At 59.8% G+C, this 15,371-nt stretch carries 17 protein-coding genes; 6 read left to right on the top strand and 11 right to left on the bottom strand.

The window, feature by feature from the left end; genetic code table 11:
* Positions 1-600 carry a TIGR04282 family arsenosugar biosynthesis glycosyltransferase gene (locus AC2D8V_RS00265; protein WP_484731503.1) on the bottom strand — a complete coding sequence of 200 codons (600 nt, stop codon included), beginning with the start codon at positions 598-600 and terminating at the stop codon, positions 1-3.
* Positions 597-1,742, bottom strand: coding sequence for a succinyl-diaminopimelate desuccinylase (gene dapE / locus AC2D8V_RS00260; protein WP_484731502.1), 1,146 nt, complete (start codon positions 1,740-1,742; stop codon positions 597-599). Before dapE ends, AC2D8V_RS00265 begins: the two co-directional genes overlap by 4 nt.
* 188 nt (positions 1,743-1,930) lie before the next feature.
* On the opposite strand from dapE, the gene AC2D8V_RS00255 reads away from it, so the two are divergent.
* Complete coding sequence (locus tag AC2D8V_RS00255; RefSeq protein ID WP_484731501.1) at positions 1,931-3,025, top strand: Hint domain-containing protein; 1,095 nt, start codon at positions 1,931-1,933, stop codon at positions 3,023-3,025.
* Positions 3,026-3,032: 7 nt separating this feature from the next.
* On the opposite strand, the gene AC2D8V_RS00250 is transcribed toward AC2D8V_RS00255, so the two are convergent.
* The 3 genes from AC2D8V_RS00250 to dapD all read right to left on the bottom strand — a co-directional run bounded on the left by AC2D8V_RS00250 (position 3,033) and on the right by dapD (position 5,238).
* On the bottom strand, positions 3,033-3,386 hold the full coding sequence (locus tag AC2D8V_RS00250; RefSeq protein WP_484731500.1) for a hypothetical protein: 354 nt from the start codon (positions 3,384-3,386) through the stop codon (positions 3,033-3,035).
* An 8-nt stretch (positions 3,387-3,394) separates the two neighbouring features.
* Positions 3,395-4,306: a hypothetical protein gene (locus AC2D8V_RS00245; RefSeq protein WP_484731499.1), complete on the bottom strand. Its 912-nt coding sequence runs from the start codon at positions 4,304-4,306 to the stop codon at positions 3,395-3,397.
* A gap of 104 nt (positions 4,307-4,410) precedes the next feature.
* The gene (gene dapD, locus AC2D8V_RS00240; RefSeq protein ID WP_484731498.1) at positions 4,411-5,238 is read right to left on the bottom strand and encodes a 2,3,4,5-tetrahydropyridine-2,6-dicarboxylate N-succinyltransferase; all 828 of its coding nucleotides are present in this window, start codon (positions 5,236-5,238) and stop codon (positions 4,411-4,413) included.
* A gap of 169 nt (positions 5,239-5,407) precedes the next feature.
* Between dapD and AC2D8V_RS00235 the strand changes: the two genes are divergently transcribed.
* On the top strand, positions 5,408-6,244 hold the full coding sequence (locus AC2D8V_RS00235; protein ID WP_484731497.1) for an LOG family protein: 837 nt from the start codon (positions 5,408-5,410) through the stop codon (positions 6,242-6,244).
* Here AC2D8V_RS00235 and AC2D8V_RS00230 read toward each other — a convergent pair whose 3' ends face one another.
* From AC2D8V_RS00230 to AC2D8V_RS00220, 3 genes are all read right to left on the bottom strand, one after another.
* Positions 6,245-6,988: a DsbA family protein gene (locus AC2D8V_RS00230; RefSeq protein WP_484731496.1), complete on the bottom strand. Its 744-nt coding sequence runs from the start codon at positions 6,986-6,988 to the stop codon at positions 6,245-6,247.
* A complete protein-coding gene (gene rlmN / locus AC2D8V_RS00225) occupies positions 6,988-8,172 on the bottom strand; it encodes a dual-specificity RNA methyltransferase RlmN (protein ID WP_484731495.1) in 1,185 nt (394 codons plus the stop codon). The genes AC2D8V_RS00230 and rlmN overlap by 1 nt, the downstream gene beginning before the upstream one ends.
* Positions 8,173-8,280: 108 nt before the next feature.
* A complete protein-coding gene (locus tag AC2D8V_RS00220) occupies positions 8,281-8,811 on the bottom strand; it encodes an invasion associated locus B family protein (protein WP_484731494.1) in 531 nt (176 codons plus the stop codon).
* A 173-nt stretch (positions 8,812-8,984) separates the two neighbouring features.
* Here AC2D8V_RS00220 and AC2D8V_RS00215 point away from each other — a divergent pair, with 173 nt between their 5' ends.
* The gene (locus AC2D8V_RS00215) at positions 8,985-9,965 is read left to right on the top strand and encodes an asparaginase (RefSeq protein ID WP_484731493.1); all 981 of its coding nucleotides are present in this window, start codon (positions 8,985-8,987) and stop codon (positions 9,963-9,965) included.
* Between the two features lie 3 nt (positions 9,966-9,968).
* Here AC2D8V_RS00215 and AC2D8V_RS00210 read toward each other — a convergent pair whose 3' ends face one another.
* Both AC2D8V_RS00210 and serB read right to left on the bottom strand, forming a co-directional pair.
* The gene (locus AC2D8V_RS00210) at positions 9,969-10,283 is read right to left on the bottom strand and encodes a YciI family protein (RefSeq protein ID WP_484731492.1); all 315 of its coding nucleotides are present in this window, start codon (positions 10,281-10,283) and stop codon (positions 9,969-9,971) included.
* 53 nt (positions 10,284-10,336) lie between these two features.
* Positions 10,337-11,215 (bottom strand): phosphoserine phosphatase SerB, encoded by an 879-nt coding sequence (gene serB, locus AC2D8V_RS00205; protein WP_484731491.1) that lies wholly within the window; start codon positions 11,213-11,215, stop codon positions 10,337-10,339.
* A 154-nt stretch (positions 11,216-11,369) separates the two neighbouring features.
* On the opposite strand from serB, the gene AC2D8V_RS00200 reads away from it, so the two are divergent.
* The 3 genes from AC2D8V_RS00200 (at position 11,370) to AC2D8V_RS00190 (ending at position 15,016) form a co-directional block, all read left to right on the top strand.
* Positions 11,370-12,524 carry a phosphoserine transaminase gene (locus tag AC2D8V_RS00200; protein ID WP_484731490.1) on the top strand — a complete coding sequence of 385 codons (1,155 nt, stop codon included), beginning with the start codon at positions 11,370-11,372 and terminating at the stop codon, positions 12,522-12,524.
* A 61-nt stretch (positions 12,525-12,585) separates the two neighbouring features.
* Entirely contained in the window at positions 12,586-14,181 is a 1,596-nt protein-coding gene (gene serA / locus AC2D8V_RS00195) for a phosphoglycerate dehydrogenase (RefSeq protein ID WP_484731489.1), read from the top strand.
* A 106-nt stretch (positions 14,182-14,287) separates the two neighbouring features.
* On the top strand, positions 14,288-15,016 hold the full coding sequence (locus tag AC2D8V_RS00190) for a metallophosphoesterase family protein (protein WP_484731488.1): 729 nt from the start codon (positions 14,288-14,290) through the stop codon (positions 15,014-15,016).
* Here the strand turns inward: AC2D8V_RS00190 and AC2D8V_RS00185 are convergent.
* Entirely contained in the window at positions 14,984-15,370 is a 387-nt protein-coding gene (locus AC2D8V_RS00185) for a hypothetical protein (protein WP_484731487.1), read from the bottom strand. The genes AC2D8V_RS00190 and AC2D8V_RS00185 overlap by 33 nt on opposite strands.
* Between the last annotated feature and the right edge of the window lies 1 nt (position 15,371).

Below are 15,371 nucleotides of genomic sequence, written 5' to 3'. Positions count from 1 at the left end.
TCAGGTATCACGCGCGCCCGCACGCGTCATCGCCAAATCGTCCACCGTGTCCACATCCTGTAATGGCTCGACAAGCGCCACCCGCAGATCGCGCATCGTCGCCCGCGTATCGGCCAGCGCGTGCTCGGTCGACCAGCGCACCTCGGTAAAAAGCGTGGGCGGCAACCGAGACGGGTGCGCCACCCCGATCAGCCAGTATCCACCGTCGGGCGCAGGACCAAACACCGCATCCGCCCGGCCCAGCGCGGCAAAGCCAGAGGCGACGTGGCCGCGCGTAATGCCCGGAATATCCGCACCAATCAGACAAACGGGCCCTGGCACCTGCGCCTTCAGCAAACGCGCCATTCGGTCACCCAAAGTCCCCTTGCCCTGCGCCACCCGCGCAAACGGGCGCGGCCAGACCCGGCTCAGCATGCCTTCGCGATCGGGCGATACCGCCAGAACAAGGCACCAGCGCGGATCTGCAAGCCGACCGATCAGTCGGCGTGTCTGGTGACGAAACCACCAAGCCGCAGTGGTCATGCCGATGTCCCGGCCAAGCCGCGTTTTTACCCTGCCCGGTCGCGGCTCCTTCACCATGACAATCAGGGTGCGCCTCACCCGAAATAATCTTTCAGGATACGCCCGTAAATCGTCTTTAACTGCTGGATGTGATCGACCACCACATGCTCGTCTACCTGATGCATCGACTGCCCCACCAGCCCGAACTCCACCACCGGGCAGTGATCCTTTACGAACCGCGCATCCGATGTACCGCCAGTGGTGCTCAGCTCCGGCGTCACGCCGGTTTCCGCTTCGACAGCCTTCGACACAAGCTCGGACAACGGGCCGGGCGGCGTCAGAAAGCTCTCGCCGGATATCTTGATACTCACATCGGTTTTTACACCAAAATCATTCTCTATACGGGCTAATTCCTCCCTGATCCACGCTGAAAGAGAGGCGCCGCTATGCTGGTCATTGAACCGGATATTGACCGTGGCCCGCGCTGTGGCGGGGATAACATTCGTGGCCGGATTGCCTGTGTCTATGGTCACAATCGCCAACGTCGAAGGGTCGAAGTAATCGGTGCCCTGATCCAGTTCGTGACCTGCCAACCGGTCCAATAGCCGGACCAGCGCCGGCAGCGGGTTGAGCGCGCGGTGCGGATAGGCGGAATGCCCCTGCTTACCCGTCACGGTAAACCACGCCGTCATCGAACCGCGGCGCCCGATCTTGATCATGTCGCCCATGCGGTCGGGGCAGGTCGGCTCTCCGACCAGACAGACATCCATCCGTTCGCCGGTTTCCTGCATGTAATCCAGCAAGGCGCGCGTGCCGTCCTGCGCATCGCCCTCTTCATCACCGGTAATGGCCAGCAAAACCGCACCATCCGGCGGCGTCTGCGTGACAAAATCGATGGCCGCCGCGACAAAAGCCGCGACCCCCGATTTCATATCCGTGGAGCCCCGCCCGTACATGACCCCGTCTTTGATCTCGGCACCAAAGGGCGGCATGGACCAGTCGCTTTCGACACCGATCGGCACCACGTCCGTATGGCCGTTGAATCCGAACGTACGCGGATGCCCCTTGTCGCCCCAACGCGCAATCAGGTTGCAAATGCCACCGCGATCGACGCGTGTTGTGGCAAACCCGGCTGCAGACAGACGCGCATCAATCACATCAAGCGCCCCCTCATCCGCTGGCGTTACCGACGCGCAACGCACAAGATCAGCCGTCAGGGTCACAGGGTTTTCACCAGTCATACCGTTCTCTTTCTTGCATAATACCGCCTCATTCCTACCGGCTTGAGCCAAAGCTGCAAGAGAGCATGCAAAATTCAGCCAGCGCTCTTAACACCGATGCCCCTTACGTGTAGTCTGGAATGACCAAAACGAGGCGAAAAGCCCTTGAAGACAGGCAAGCAGACAGGTTCCGGCACCGCGAGGGCGGTATGAGCTGGCTCGGTGTGGCAGACACGTCCGAGCGGCGGTTTTCCTTGCGTGGCGTCGGCCATGACCGGCAAGAGACGCGACGCCATCCCGACACCGACGGCTATTTGCTGACGCGCGGCAGCCTCATGTTCGAAACGCGCATGTCCCCCGACAGGCGACCGCAGGTCTTGCTGGGCTTTGATCAAGGCTGGCCGGATCAGTGCAGCCTGACGTTTCAGGCGATCCCCGGCGGCGGCATTTCCATGGTGCAGGTCACCGGTGAACACATCGCGCATGCTGCGGTTCAGCACGCCGTCTCGGCCCGCACCGACGTGCTGCGTATCACATTCTCATGGGATGCATCGCGAAACTGGGCGCAGCTCACGGTGGAACGGCCCGAAGAACACCAGATCAGCACACGACCTGTCCGCGATGTGCGCCCCGTGCCACTTGCAGCGTTGCGCAGCCTGCTTCTGGGCAAAAGCGGCAGTAGTTTCGACGGCGACATCGTGTTTGCGGCCCTGTCTGACACGGTAGAACCGATTGGTCCCGCACCCAGCCTGTCACCCGAAGCCATGGTCGCCACGCCGGACGGTTTCAAATCCGCCAGCAGCCTGACACGCGGCGACACGGTGATTGCACGCGGCGGCGACGTGGTGCCTGTCCTTCACCGCGTGTCGCGCATTGTCCCTGCGCGTGGCAGTTTCGCGCCGGTGCGGTTGCGGGCACCCTATTTCGGGCTGCGCGCGGATGTCATCGTGGCACCGGAACAACGGCTGGTAATTGACGGCTCCGAAGTCGAGTATCTGTTCAATGAAGAGGCAGTTCTGGTTCCTGCACGCCACCTGATCAACGGGTTTGCGGGCCTGAAAGAACCAAGCGGCCCAACGGCAGACTATTGCCAGCTGATCCTGCCCGCGCACGAGGCGCTTATCGTCGCCGGATGCGCGGTTGAAAGTCTCTATATCGGGCGTTTACGACGCAAACCCGACATGCTAGCGCAGACACTTTTGCGCGGCATCGACCGGAACACCCTACCCGAACACGGTCGCGCGGCTTTCAAAGAGTTAAAGTGGTTTGATGCAATCCATTTGGCGCGGCAGCGGGTGGCCTGAGCGCGGATCAGTCGGCATCTGCCTGCGAATGTGTGCCGTAAAACGGCTCCATCTGCGCGACGATCACCGCGTTTTCCGCAAGCGCCCTATCCATCAATGCGCGCTCTTCGTCAGAGATATCGTGACCCTGATCCAGCCGCTCTTGCAGGGTGCCATACCCGGTCACATCCAGCGGCGCGGTGTCCGCTTGCTTGAGAATGGCAACCGTTTCACGCACCGCTTCTGCCTCGTCCACGCCGCTGGCATAGATGACCAGACCCGCACCTGTGGCCTTGTCGGGCAGCCCGTCGCCCTGCTTGCGCCCGATCTGGACGACAAGGGTGTAGACCTGCTGACGTGATGGTTTCTTTTCCTTTGCCATGCCCCTGATTAGGGCTTGGCGAAAGGCATCACAATCGCTTTTTCAAACCGGGCCTCCGGCGACCAGCCCGCGTAAGGCTCCCACTCACCCTCCATCTCATGCAGATGGCGCAGCCCTGCAACTGTGGGCATCCGCACCTCGGGGCTCAGGGCAAAATATTCGCTGGCCAGTTCTTCGTAGCGGAACGCCATGCGCCCCCTGCTGTCGCCTGTGGCGATCGCGTCCAGCAACACCAGTGCCGTGCAAGCGGCATAGGCGGGGTGCTCACTGTCGAGCGAGACCTTTTCGACCACCTCGCTGGGAAACCAGCCGCCGAAATCAGACAGGATGCACGAGCTTTTCAGGCAGTTTTCCAGCGCGACCCTGTGCACGCTCTGAATTTCCTCCGGTGCCAGCGCACAGACATCGCTGCGCATTTCATCGGTCATCGACCGGGCAATGATCCTGAGCAGACGCACGAGGTCTTCTTCATCATAGGTGCGCAGGTCGGTCCCGCTCGGCGGCGTGTCCAGCTTGACCCGGCGCATCGCATGCGCACAGCGAAACCCGTTCATCAGTGCCGCGCGCACCGGTGATGGCGCTTCGCGGTACCGGTCCTGAAACGCATCCCAGTTCCAATAAAGATCATCCTCCCCCGCACCGTACTGCAGCCGATCCGCCAGAAGGATCACCGTAGCCGTCATAAAACTGGGATGATCCTGATCCGGCATCGACGCGACCATCATAAGCTCTGCATGCAGGGCTTTGACGTCGGCGGGTGTCATCTTGCACTCCTGCTCAAAGATAACGCGCCGCAGGTTGGACTTGAGTTTTGGGCTGATCCGCGCCGCCAGACCGGAAAACCCCGTCGCGGCAGCACTTTGCAGATCGGACAGAACCTGCATGATCTTGAAAGACAAAGGAGCCGTGAAATGTTGCATACCCAGCGCAGTACCGGCCCATCGGGGCAGTATTTCATCGCGCTTCGGGCCAAAGCCGGGAAATACTGGGGCATCTCTGCCCCAGAGATTACCACCGGGTTAATTTAGTCGCGCAACAACTCGTTGATCGACGTTTTAGAGCGTGTTTGCGCATCGACCTTCTTGACGATGACCGCACAATAAAGGCTCACGTTGTTCTTGGACGGCATCGAACCTGCCACAACCACCGATCCTGCCGGAACTTCGCCGTACATCACCTCACCGGTTTCGCGGTCGACGATCTTGGTGGACTTGCCGATAAACACGCCCATCCCCAAAACGGAACCTTCGCGCACGATACACCCTTCAACGACCTCGGACCGCGCTCCGATAAAGCAGTTGTCCTCGATGATCGTGGGGCCTGCCTGCATCGGCTCCAGCACCCCGCCGATGCCCACTCCGCCCGAAAGGTGCACGTTTTTGCCGATCTGTGCGCATGACCCGACAGTGGCCCATGTATCGACCATCGTGCCTTCATCGACGTAGGCACCCAAATTCACGAAGGACGGCATCAAGACAACGCCAGGTGCGATATAGGCCGATTTGCGCACAACGCAGTTTGGCACCGCACGGAACCCCGCATCTTTCCACGCCGCGTCATCCCAGCCGTAAAACTTGCTGTCTACCTTGTCCCACCATCCAGAACCCTGCGGCCCGCCAGACTGCATTTCCATGTCCTTGATCCGGAACCCAAGCAAGACTGCTTTCTTGGCCCACTGGTTGACATGCCACTGCCCGTCTGCCTGACGCTCTGCAACGCGCAACCCGCCGCCATCCAGTGCCGCCAGTGTCTCTTCAATGGCGTCGCGTGTTTCCCCGGTGGTGGCAGGGGTGATGCTGTCGCGCGCGTCCCAGGCGGCTTCGATCGCGGTTTCGAGCTGAGCATTAGACATAGAGGTTCTCCGGAAGTTGGACAGTTTGGTCGCCTATACTAGCCCCGCGCGGACCGTGCAATGCGTTCACAAGATGTAAAACGCGCGCGCATAAATGACAGCGCACCATTGCATCTTTGCGCGCGACATGCCCCCCTACCGTCAAAGACCCGTAACCCGGAGACCAGGTATGAATCGCCGCCACCCCCTGCGCCGCGCCCACGACGACCGCGTAGCCACCAACGAAGTACCAGATACACCGCAAACCCGTGCGCCCGCGTATCGCCTCGCTTTTGCCGATCCTGATTTTCTGTGCCGCGAAGAACTGCGCCCCGTCCGGCTGCAACTGGAACTGCTAAAGCCGGAAATGGAACTGGACGCACAGGGGATCAACAGCACGATTGTGCTGTTCGGCGGTGCGCGTATCCCGCGGCCGGCCGACAAGGACACCGCACGCACCAAAACACTGGCCGAACTGTCGCGCTTTTACGAAGAGGCGCGCAGCTTCTCGCGCCTGATGACCGAAAAAAGCATGGAAAAAGGCGGCACAGAGAATGTGATCGTCACCGGCGGCGGCCCCGGTGTGATGGAGGCGGGCAACCGCGGGGCCATTGACGCTGGCGGCAAATCCATCGGCCTGAACATCGTTTTGCCGCACGAACAGGCACCAAACGAATTCGTCACGCCCGAATTGTGTTTCAACTTCCACTACTTCGCGATCCGCAAGATGCATTTTCTGATGCGCGCCAAGGCGATCTGCGTCTTTCCGGGTGGGTTTGGCACCTTGGACGAGCTTTTCGAGACGCTCACGCTGATCCAGACCGGCCGGATGGAACCGGTACCGGTTCTGCTTTTTGGCAAATCCTTCTGGGACGGCATTCTGAACTGGGATGTGCTGGCCGATGCCGGCACGATCTCTGACGAAGACCTCAATCTGTTCAAGTTCGTCGATACCGCCCAAGAGGCCGTGGACATCATCCAAGGCTGGCACTACGGGCCGCGCCGCGGCAAGATTCCGGGGCGTTGATCAGGCGGCGCAGTCCAAAGGCCCTTCTGCACGTTCCAGTTCGATCAGCTTGTCGAGATCTGCGGCGCGCATGGCGCCGATGACCAGTGTGCGACCAATGAACGTGCCCGGTGTACCGGGTATGCCCAGCCGCCGCCCCAAGTTCACACTGCCCGCCAATGCCTCTGACACCCGACGCGTGGTCATCTCGCGTTTCAGCCAGCCCGCATCCAAGGCGAGCACTTGCGCCATTTGCTCCACCGCTGACGGACCGGGCCTCAACCCGTTGTCCCACAGATACGCGCGGGCGGCGCGCTCTTTGCCGGCAAAGCGCGCGGCCAGTGCCGCCCGCGCCGCTTGCCGCGATCTTTCGCCCAGCAGCGGCATATCACGCCAGCTTAGTCTCAGTGATGCGTCCGCATCCGCGCGCGCCAGCAAATCAGTCTCTAACGTTCGGCAAAAGGGGCAGTAAAAGTCGTTAAAGATCGCAATCGGCACGTCACCCTGTGCCCATGCATCAGGGCCGAATAGGGCGCTGCACAGGTTGCTGATAGGGGTTTCTTCAAGCGGTGCCTGATCTGGCAGTCGAAGGCCGGCGAAAGGGTCGCCGCCGCCCGTTACGCCCCCCATATCCAAGCGTCGGAACCCCGCAAACCCGTCGAGCGGCGCGAATTCGAACTCGGACGGCAAACGCCTCAAAATGGGTGGAACAGCCAGCGCCACACCAACCGCGCCGCCAATGACAAGTAAGTCGCGGCGACGCATCAGCGCCCTGAAACGCCTGCTTCGGCTTCGATCTGCCGGCGCGACTTGCGCGCGCGTTCGGTGGCGGATTTAAGCTGCCCGCAGGCCGCCATGATGTCTTCGCCCCGCGGTGTGCGGATGGGCGACGCATAGCCAGCCTGATAGATGATATTGGCAAAAGCACGGATGCGGTTGTTTGACGACCGCTTGTAGGGCGCGCCGGGCCATTCGTTGAAGGGGATCAGATTGATCTTGGCCGGGATGCCCTCGATCAGCTTGATCAGCCGGTGCGCGTCCTCGTCGCTGTCATTGATCCCGTCGAGCATCACGTACTCAAAAGTGATCCGCTCTGAATTGCGCCCGCGCGGATAAGCCCGCAACGCAGCCAACAGCGCATCAATGTTCCAGCGCTTGTTGATCGGCACCAGCTTGTCGCGCACCTCATCCGTGGTGGCATGGAAGGATACCGCAAGCTGACAGCCGATTTCTTCGGCGGTGCGCTCGATTTCGGGCACCACACCAGAGGTGGACAGCGTGATGCGACGGCGAGACAACTGGATGCCCTGTTCGTCCATCGCGATCTTCATCGCGTCGCGTACGTTTTCGAAATTATACAGCGGCTCGCCCATACCCATGAGCACAATGTTCGACAAAAGGCGGGTTTCGTCCTTTGGCGCTCCCGGTTCGGGCCATTCGCCCAGATCGTCGCGCGCCACCATCACCTGACCGATAATCTCGCCCGCGGTGAGATTACGGACCAGCTTCTGCGTACCCGTGTGACAGAAAGAGCAGGTCAGCGTGCAACCCACCTGACTGGACACGCACAGCGTGCCGCGGCCTTCTTCGGGGATGTAGACAACCTCGACCTCGTGGCCGCCGGCAATCCGCACCAGATATTTGCGGGTACCGTCGTCGCTGACCTGTCGGGTGACGACCTCCGGCACGTCGATAACGAAATGCTCTTTCAGTTGCGCGCGGTAGGTCTTTGCCAGATTGGTCATCACATCAAAGTCGCGCACGCCCCACTGATAGATCCACTGCCAGATCTGCCCGGTCCGCATCCGCGCCTGCTTTTCCGGCGTACCTGCCTCGATCAGCGCCGCGCGCATGGCGTCACGGGTCAACCCCACAAGGTTTACCGGACCTTCGGGTAATTTACGCGGTATGGTGTGTACGTCTTGCGTAATCGGCGCAGAGGCGGACATGACAAAGAATCCTCATTGGGTAGATGCCGCTCTATATAGGGGTTCACGGCCAGATCAAAAGAAAAAGCCCCGACGCAGCGGGGCTTTCATTCCGATAAAAGCGGCAGATCAGCTCTGGCAGCGTTTTTCCGCGTCCTCAATGGCAGCGGTAAAGCCCAGCAGAGAGAAAGTGTCCTTGGTGGTGGTGCCGCGCGTCGAAACGCCTGTCACGATCGCATCGGACCCGCGCTTCATCGCGGCAACCAATTTGGCGTCATCGGCATTACTGGCAGGCCACGCCCACTCACCCTCGGTAAACAGAGTGTATTCTGTACCGCTGATGTTGACACTCACCTGGCTGCCGTCACGAAACGGGTACCCCCCCGTAAAAGCCACCTGACCCGAAACACTTGCGCCCGGGCGGTAGTAAACCATCAGCAGAATATCCCCGCGGTTGGCGGCCACCACGCGACCGTCGCGCGTGTTCACGGTCTCCGTCGGGATAGAGACGCCCCAACACTCCTTGGGGTTATCCTCGACAAATACCGTCCAATCCGTGATCGTCGCCACGCTGTTCGTGCTCTGCTCTTGCGCCGACACAGCCTGCGCTGCGACGCACGACAACGCCACGATCCCCGATACCCATTTCAATAGTTGCATGATCTACAGCCTCCAGCTGTGTAAACCTCAATCCAAGCCTGACATCATCGGCGGCAATTCAGTGTCGCTCTTTTGCATGACCGGCAGTATATCTCGACAACCAACACAATAACGCAGATTGCACCACAGACGAAAGCCCGATCAGCGGCTTTTCGCGAAATCTTGAGGAAAAAATGACTGACCCAGTGGCAATGACCGAAATTTGGCGCGGACCCTTTCTGGAAAGCGTGCACAGCGGCCACGCGGTCGTGTGCGATGACAGCGGGCAGATCGTCGAGGCATGGGGCGACCCGGACCGCGCGGTGCTCTCCCGCAGCGCCTCCAAGATGATTCAGGCGCTGCCCCTGATTATGTCGGGCGCGGCGGATGCGGCCGGGCTTGCCCCGCACCATCTGGCACTCGCCTGCGCATCACATCGCGCCATGCCGCTGCACACCGGCACGGTCTCTGCCTGGCTGGCCGATCTCGGTCTGGGCGAAGGTGATCTGCGCTGCGGACAACACATGCCCTTCGATGATGATACGCGCCACGCGATGATCCGCGCGGGCGAACCTGCAAGCCAGTTGCACAACAACTGCTCGGGCAAACATACCGGTTTCCTGACACTCAACAGGCATCTGGGCAGCGGCGCGGAATACCTCGAGGTCGACCACCCCGTCCAACAGGCAGTGCTGGAGCAATTCGAGCGCGTGACAGGCGAGACCTCACCGGGCCATGCAATAGATGGATGCTCGGCGCCGAATTTTGCCTGCAGCCTGCATGGAATGGCACGCGCCATGGCCCATTTCGCAGCCAGCGCTCCGGACAGTGCCGAGGCGCGGCTGCACAGTGCAATGCGCGCGCACCCCGAATACGTCGCAGGCGACGGGCGCCCCTGCACGGAACTGATGCGTGCCGCCGGTGGCAAGGTCGCGATCAAAACCGGTGCCGAAGGCTTCTATACTGCGATCCTGACCGAACAAAAGCTCGGCATCGCGCTCAAGATCAGCGACGGCGCAACGCGCGCATCGGAATGCGCCATTGCCGCTTTGCTGGTCAAATACGGCGCGTTAGAGCCTGATCATCCGGCAGTTACCGCCGTGATGAATGCACCCGTCCGCAATTTTCGCGAGACGCTGACAGGTTATATCCGCCCAGCGCCCGCGCTTTTGTAGCCATCACATCTCGTGGATTTCGGCCACCTCGACAGAGCCTGAACCATCCTTCACCATCGGACACCCCTGTGCCATACGCGTCGCGGCTGTCATGTCATCGGCACTAACGACGGTGTAGCCCGAGATCGGGTTGGCACCGCCATCGTCAGTGACCCGATCTTTGAAAACGGTGTTTGACTGGCCCACCGGATTGCCGGGGTTCACGACCGATGCCCCCAGGTTTTCAAACCAGGCGCCCCACTCGGCCATGACCCGTTCGATATCCGCCGGGTCCGTCGGCGTGGTGCCTCCGTGATAGGCAAAGATGAAATTTGGCATGGGTCCCTCCCTGTTTGCACAAAGGGAAGCTTAACACAGGACGCGATTCGCCCTCAGTGGCGCACGAAATCCGCAGCGCTATACCCCTGAAGGTACAACAGCGCCGTAAGATCACCGTGATTGATCCGTACATCACATTGCGCCGCAACCATCGGCTTGGCATGTAGCGCAACACCGGTTCCCGCACGCCCCAGCATGCCCAGATCATTCGCGCCGTCTCCAACCGCAAGAACATCCTGCTCGGCAAGCCCAAGCCGCGCGGTGATCTCTTCCAGCGCATCCACCTTGGCCTGCTTGCCAAGGATCGGCATACCAACCGCGCCGGTAAGAAAACCGTCTTTCGTCAACAAAGTGTTTGCGCGGTTTTCATCAAACCCCAACGTGCCGCCGACAGCCCGCGTAAAGGCGGTAAAACCACCCGACACCAGCGCAGCATGGGCACCATGGGCCTTCATCGTTGCCAGCAGCACAGGGCCACCCGGCATCAACTCGATCCGCTCGGCCAACACTTTGTCGATGATCGACACCGGCAGGCCTTTCAACAGGCCGACACGTTCCTTCAGCGCCGCTTCGAAATCCAGCTCGCCGTTCATGGCACGCGCGGTGATGTCTTTGACGCGGTCCCCAACGCCTGCTTCATCGGCCAGCTCGTCAATACATTCCTGACGGATCATGGTGCTGTCCATATCCGCCAGCAGCATTCTTTTGCGCCGCCCTTCGGTCGGCTGCAGCACCAGATCCACGCCCATATTCTGAACGTCCGCCCATACGTCCCAGCGGTTGTCCGGCACCTGATCCAGTTGAAATTCCGCTGCTATATCAGGGTTCAGCCAGACAGCGCCGCCGCCGCCCCACGCATTGCGCAGTGATTCCACAAGTGCCGCATCCAACCCGCGTGCTTCAGACCCGCTCAGCAGCGTAACTGTGTACATAAAGTTTCCGATCCGCGTCATCGATGTTCAGAAAAAGTCGTTCCGCTGCCCTCTAGCGACATTTTGTCGATTGCACCAGAGCGCGCCACCCCATAAACCCACCCGTGGGACACCCTTCCCCAACGAAGGGCGCTTATCTGGAAGGATAGCAGTAATGGCTACTCAACAACCGGTCACGCGGCCGGCGAATCCGCGTTTTTCCTCTGGCCCCTGTGCCAAACCCCCCACATTCGATCTGACAAAGCTCGCAGACGCTCCACTGGGCCGCAGCCACCGCGCGGCCGAGGGCAAGGCGAAACTGCTTGAGGCAATCGAAACGACCCGTGAAATACTGGGCGTGCCCGCCAACTACAAGATCGGCATCGTGCCCGCCTCAGACACCGGCGCATTCGAAATGGCCATGTGGTCTTTGCTGGGCGAACGTCCGGCAGAGATGGTTGCATGGGAAAGCTTTGGCGCCGGTTGGGTGACCGACGTCGCCAAACAGCTAAAGATCGAGCACACGGTTCACACCGCAGAATACGGCGAGATCGTCGATATGGCCGCGCTGAACTACGATAATGACGTCTGCTTTACATGGAACGGCACGACGTCGGGCGTGCGCGTGGCCTCCGGCGACGTGATCCCGGCCGACCGCGCGGGCCTGACGCTTTGCGATGCGACATCAGCGGCCTTCGCCATGGACCTGCCGTGGGACAAGCTCGATGTGACGACATTCTCGTGGCAGAAAGTACTGGGCGGTGAAGCGGCGCATGGCATGCTGATCCTCAGCCCGCGCGCTGTCGAGCGTCTGGAAAGCTACACACCGCCTTGGCCCTTGCCCAAGATTTTCCGGCTGACAAAAGGCGGCAAGCTGATCGACGGAATCTTTACCGGGGCGACGATCAACACCCCCTCCATGCTCTGTGTCGAAGACTACCTCCAAGCATTGGCATGGGCCAAATCCGTGGGTGGTTTGCACGGGCTGATCGCGCGCGCGGATGCGAATACTGCGGCTATAACCGCCTTTGTAGAGACGCATAGCTGGCTGGAGTTTCTGGCCGTTGATCCGGCAACACGTTCCAATACGTCTGTATGTCTGAAGTTTGCAGACGACCGGATCACCGACGGGGCCACTTTTGCCAAGGCCGTGGCAAAGCGGCTGGCGGATGAGGGCGTGGCGCTCGACATCGGCGCCTACCGCGATGCACCTGCCGGTCTGCGGATCTGGTGCGGCGGCACGGTGGAAACCTCCGATATCGAGGCGATGCTGCCATGGCTCGCCTGGGCTTTCGAAGCGGAAATCGAAGCGCTTTCCGTGTCGGCGTAATCCACCGACGCGATACCGACAAAATACCGACGTTATACCGACACTAGAAATGGAGCCCAAAATGGCCCCCAAAGTACTCATCTCTGACAAGCTTTCACCAGCCGCCGTTCAAATCTTCAAAGACCGTGGCATCGACGTGGATTTCCAGCCCGACGTGGGCAAGGACAAGGAAAAACTGGCCGAAATCATTGGCAACTACGATGGCCTCGCGATCCGTTCCGCAACCAAGGTAACGGAGAAGATCATCGCCGCCGCTGACAACCTCAAAGTCATCGGGCGTGCAGGTATCGGCACTGACAACATTGACAAGAATGCAGCCTCTAAAAAGGGCATTATTGTTATGAACACACCATACGGGAACATGATCACGACGGCGGAACACGCGATTGCGATGATGTTCGCTGTTGCGCGTCAAATCCCCGAAGCCTCCGCCTCGACACACGCGGGCAAATGGGAAAAGTCCAAGTTCATGGGTGTCGAGTTGACGGGCAAGACCCTTGGCGTGATCGGGGCAGGTAACATCGGTGGCATCGTCTGCGACCGTGCGCTTGGCTTGAAGATGAAAGTCGTCGCCTACGACCCCTTCCTCGGCGAAGAAAAGGCACAGAAAATGGGGGTCGAAAAAGTCGAATTGGACGACCTTTTACAGCGCGCCGACTTTATCACGCTGCACGTTCCTTTCACCGATCAAACCGCGAATATCCTCAGCGCCGAAGCCATCGCAAAAACCAAGAAAGGCGTGCGGATCATCAACTGTGCGCGCGGCGGACTGGTCGATGAAGAGGCATTGGCAGAGGCGTTGCAGTCCGGGCATGTCGCGGGGGCTGCCTTTGACGTGTTCTCGAAAGAACCGGCGACTGATAACCCGCTGTTTAACCTGCCAAATGTGGTTTGTACGCCTCACCTTGGTGCCGCGACTACCGAGGCGCAAGAAAACGTGGCGCTGCAAGTGGCCGAACAGATGTCGGATTACCTGCTGACGGGCGCTGTGACCAACGCGCTCAACATGCCTTCTGTCACAGCCGAAGAAGCCAAGGTCATGGGCCCATGGGTCAAGCTGGCCAGTCATCTGGGTGCCTTCATCGGGCAGATGACCGACGAACCGATCAAGGCAATCAACATTCTGTATGACGGGTCTGTTGGAAACATGAACCTGTCGGCGCTCAACTGTAGCGTGGTTGCCGGTATCATGAAAAAGGCCAATCCGGACGTTAACATGGTTTCGGCACCGGTGATTGCACAGGAACGTGGCATTACCATCTCGACCACCAACCAAAGCAAATCCGGCGCTTTTGACGGGTACATCAAGGTGACGGTCGTCACCAACAAGCGTGAGCGTTCTATTGCTGGTACGGTCTTCTCGGATGGCAAGCCGCGTTTCATCCAGATCAAGGGCATCAACATCGACGCCGAGGTGGGCGCACATATGCTCTACACCACCAACGAGGATGTGCCGGGCATTATCGGCACGCTGGGTCAGACGATGGGCGCAAACGGCGTCAACATCGCCAACTTTACGTTGGGCCGTGCAGCAGCAAAGGGCGAGGCCATCGCCCTGCTTTACGTCGATGAAGAAGTGCCGAACCCTGTGATCCACGAGCTTGAAAAAACCGGGCTCTTTACGCAGGTCAAGCCATTGATGTTTGACGTTGCCTGATCGCCAATAGCAGGCCCTAAATCGTGAAAGGCGCCCTTTGGGCGCTTTTCTATTTGACGCTATTTTCCGGAGCCACATCTGTGGCGCAATCAAAGCGGAGACCATGATGCCTGATCCAGTTTACGCCATAGGCGACATTCACGGGCAATACGAGGAATTGCAGCGGGTGCTGGGTCTCATTGCCGCCGATGGCGGACCGGACGCAAAAATTGTTTTTCTGGGTGATTATGTTGATCGCGGACCAGATAGCCGCGCCGTCGTGCAGGCTTTGATAGAAGGTGTCGAAGCGGGACGAAACTGGCATCCGATCAAGGGAAACCATGATCGCTATTTCACCAGATTCATGACGGATCAGACAATCTACGATCCTGCCACGTCGCCGGATCTTTTCTGGTTCAATCCACGACTGGGTGGCGACAAAACCATGGGCTCATACGGCGTCGAGGCCGAAGACGGCGCGCCCGTTGGCCCAATCCACGCGGCCGCACGTGCAGTGGTGCCGCAATATCATCTTGATTTTCTGCGTCACCTGCCATTGGTGCACCAAGAGGCTGATCTGCTGTTCGTGCATGCAGGACTTCGCCCCGGCATCCCGCTTTCGCGGCAAGCGGAAGATGACCTCGTCTGGATTCGCCAAGGGTTTCTTGATTATGCGGAACCCTTCGACTGGTTGGTCGTACATGGACATACTGCTCTTGATTACCCCGAACATGCCGGGAACCGTGTCAATCTCGATGGTGGTGCGGGGTATTTCCGGCCATTGCACGCTGCTGTTTTCGAGGCAGGTTCCTGTTGGCTCCTGTCAGAATCCGGTCGTATCGCGCTTACGCCCTAAAGCGGCGATGACCATCAGCAATCCCAGTGCACCCTGCCCGTGGTGGCTCAGGTCTGCGGGTCCGGTGAACGTGATCACGCGGATGGTTTTGCCCAGCGGTGGCGGGGCACCGATCACCCACTGTCGTGGCAAATCCTCAAACAGGAACCCATAGTAAAAATAGTAAAACTGAGGCGACAGCCACATGAATAGCCATAACAGGATCAAGGCCAGCATCAGGCGCACCGGCCACGCCCAACCGGTCACGAACAGGCGGGTCAGGTATATCATCACAACGAACAAAATGCCCGAAACGGCAAGCAGACCAATGCGTCCGAACTGCGTCAGGCTGAAAAAACTGTCCTCGGCGTACATG

The organism is Roseobacter sp. YIN89, from assembly GCF_057219365.1.
The sequence above is the reverse complement of the archived record's forward strand: the minus strand, read 5'-3'. Positions and strand labels throughout refer to the sequence as shown.

Bases quoted from the DNA above. Each gene is read 5' to 3' on its own strand.
- AC2D8V_RS00230 (WP_484731496.1), bottom strand. From the start codon at position 6,988: ATGCGTCGCCGCGACTTACTTGTCATTGGCGGCGCGGTTGGTGTGGCG.
- AC2D8V_RS00255 (WP_484731501.1), top strand. From the start codon at position 1,931: ATGAGCTGGCTCGGTGTGGCAGACACGTCCGAGCGGCGGTTTTCCTTG.
- AC2D8V_RS00250 (WP_484731500.1), bottom strand. From the start codon at position 3,386: ATGGCAAAGGAAAAGAAACCATCACGTCAGCAGGTCTACACCCTTGTC.
- AC2D8V_RS00185 (WP_484731487.1), bottom strand. From the start codon at position 15,370: ATGTACGCCGAGGACAGTTTTTTCAGCCTGACGCAGTTCGGACGCATT.
- rlmN (WP_484731495.1), bottom strand. From the start codon at position 8,172: ATGTCCGCCTCTGCGCCGATTACGCAAGACGTACACACCATACCGCGT.
- serA (WP_484731489.1), top strand. From the start codon at position 12,586: ATGGCCCCCAAAGTACTCATCTCTGACAAGCTTTCACCAGCCGCCGTT.
- AC2D8V_RS00245 (WP_484731499.1), bottom strand. From the start codon at position 4,306: ATGCAACATTTCACGGCTCCTTTGTCTTTCAAGATCATGCAGGTTCTG.
- AC2D8V_RS00210 (WP_484731492.1), bottom strand. From the start codon at position 10,283: ATGCCAAATTTCATCTTTGCCTATCACGGAGGCACCACGCCGACGGAC.
- dapD (WP_484731498.1), bottom strand. From the start codon at position 5,238: ATGTCTAATGCTCAGCTCGAAACCGCGATCGAAGCCGCCTGGGACGCG.
- AC2D8V_RS00215 (WP_484731493.1), top strand. From the start codon at position 8,985: ATGACTGACCCAGTGGCAATGACCGAAATTTGGCGCGGACCCTTTCTG.
- AC2D8V_RS00220 (WP_484731494.1), bottom strand. From the start codon at position 8,811: ATGCAACTATTGAAATGGGTATCGGGGATCGTGGCGTTGTCGTGCGTC.
- AC2D8V_RS00235 (WP_484731497.1), top strand. From the start codon at position 5,408: ATGAATCGCCGCCACCCCCTGCGCCGCGCCCACGACGACCGCGTAGCC.
- dapE (WP_484731502.1), bottom strand. From the start codon at position 1,742: ATGACTGGTGAAAACCCTGTGACCCTGACGGCTGATCTTGTGCGTTGC.
- serB (WP_484731491.1), bottom strand. From the start codon at position 11,215: ATGTACACAGTTACGCTGCTGAGCGGGTCTGAAGCACGCGGGTTGGAT.
- AC2D8V_RS00190 (WP_484731488.1), top strand. From the start codon at position 14,288: ATGCCTGATCCAGTTTACGCCATAGGCGACATTCACGGGCAATACGAG.
- AC2D8V_RS00200 (WP_484731490.1), top strand. From the start codon at position 11,370: ATGGCTACTCAACAACCGGTCACGCGGCCGGCGAATCCGCGTTTTTCC.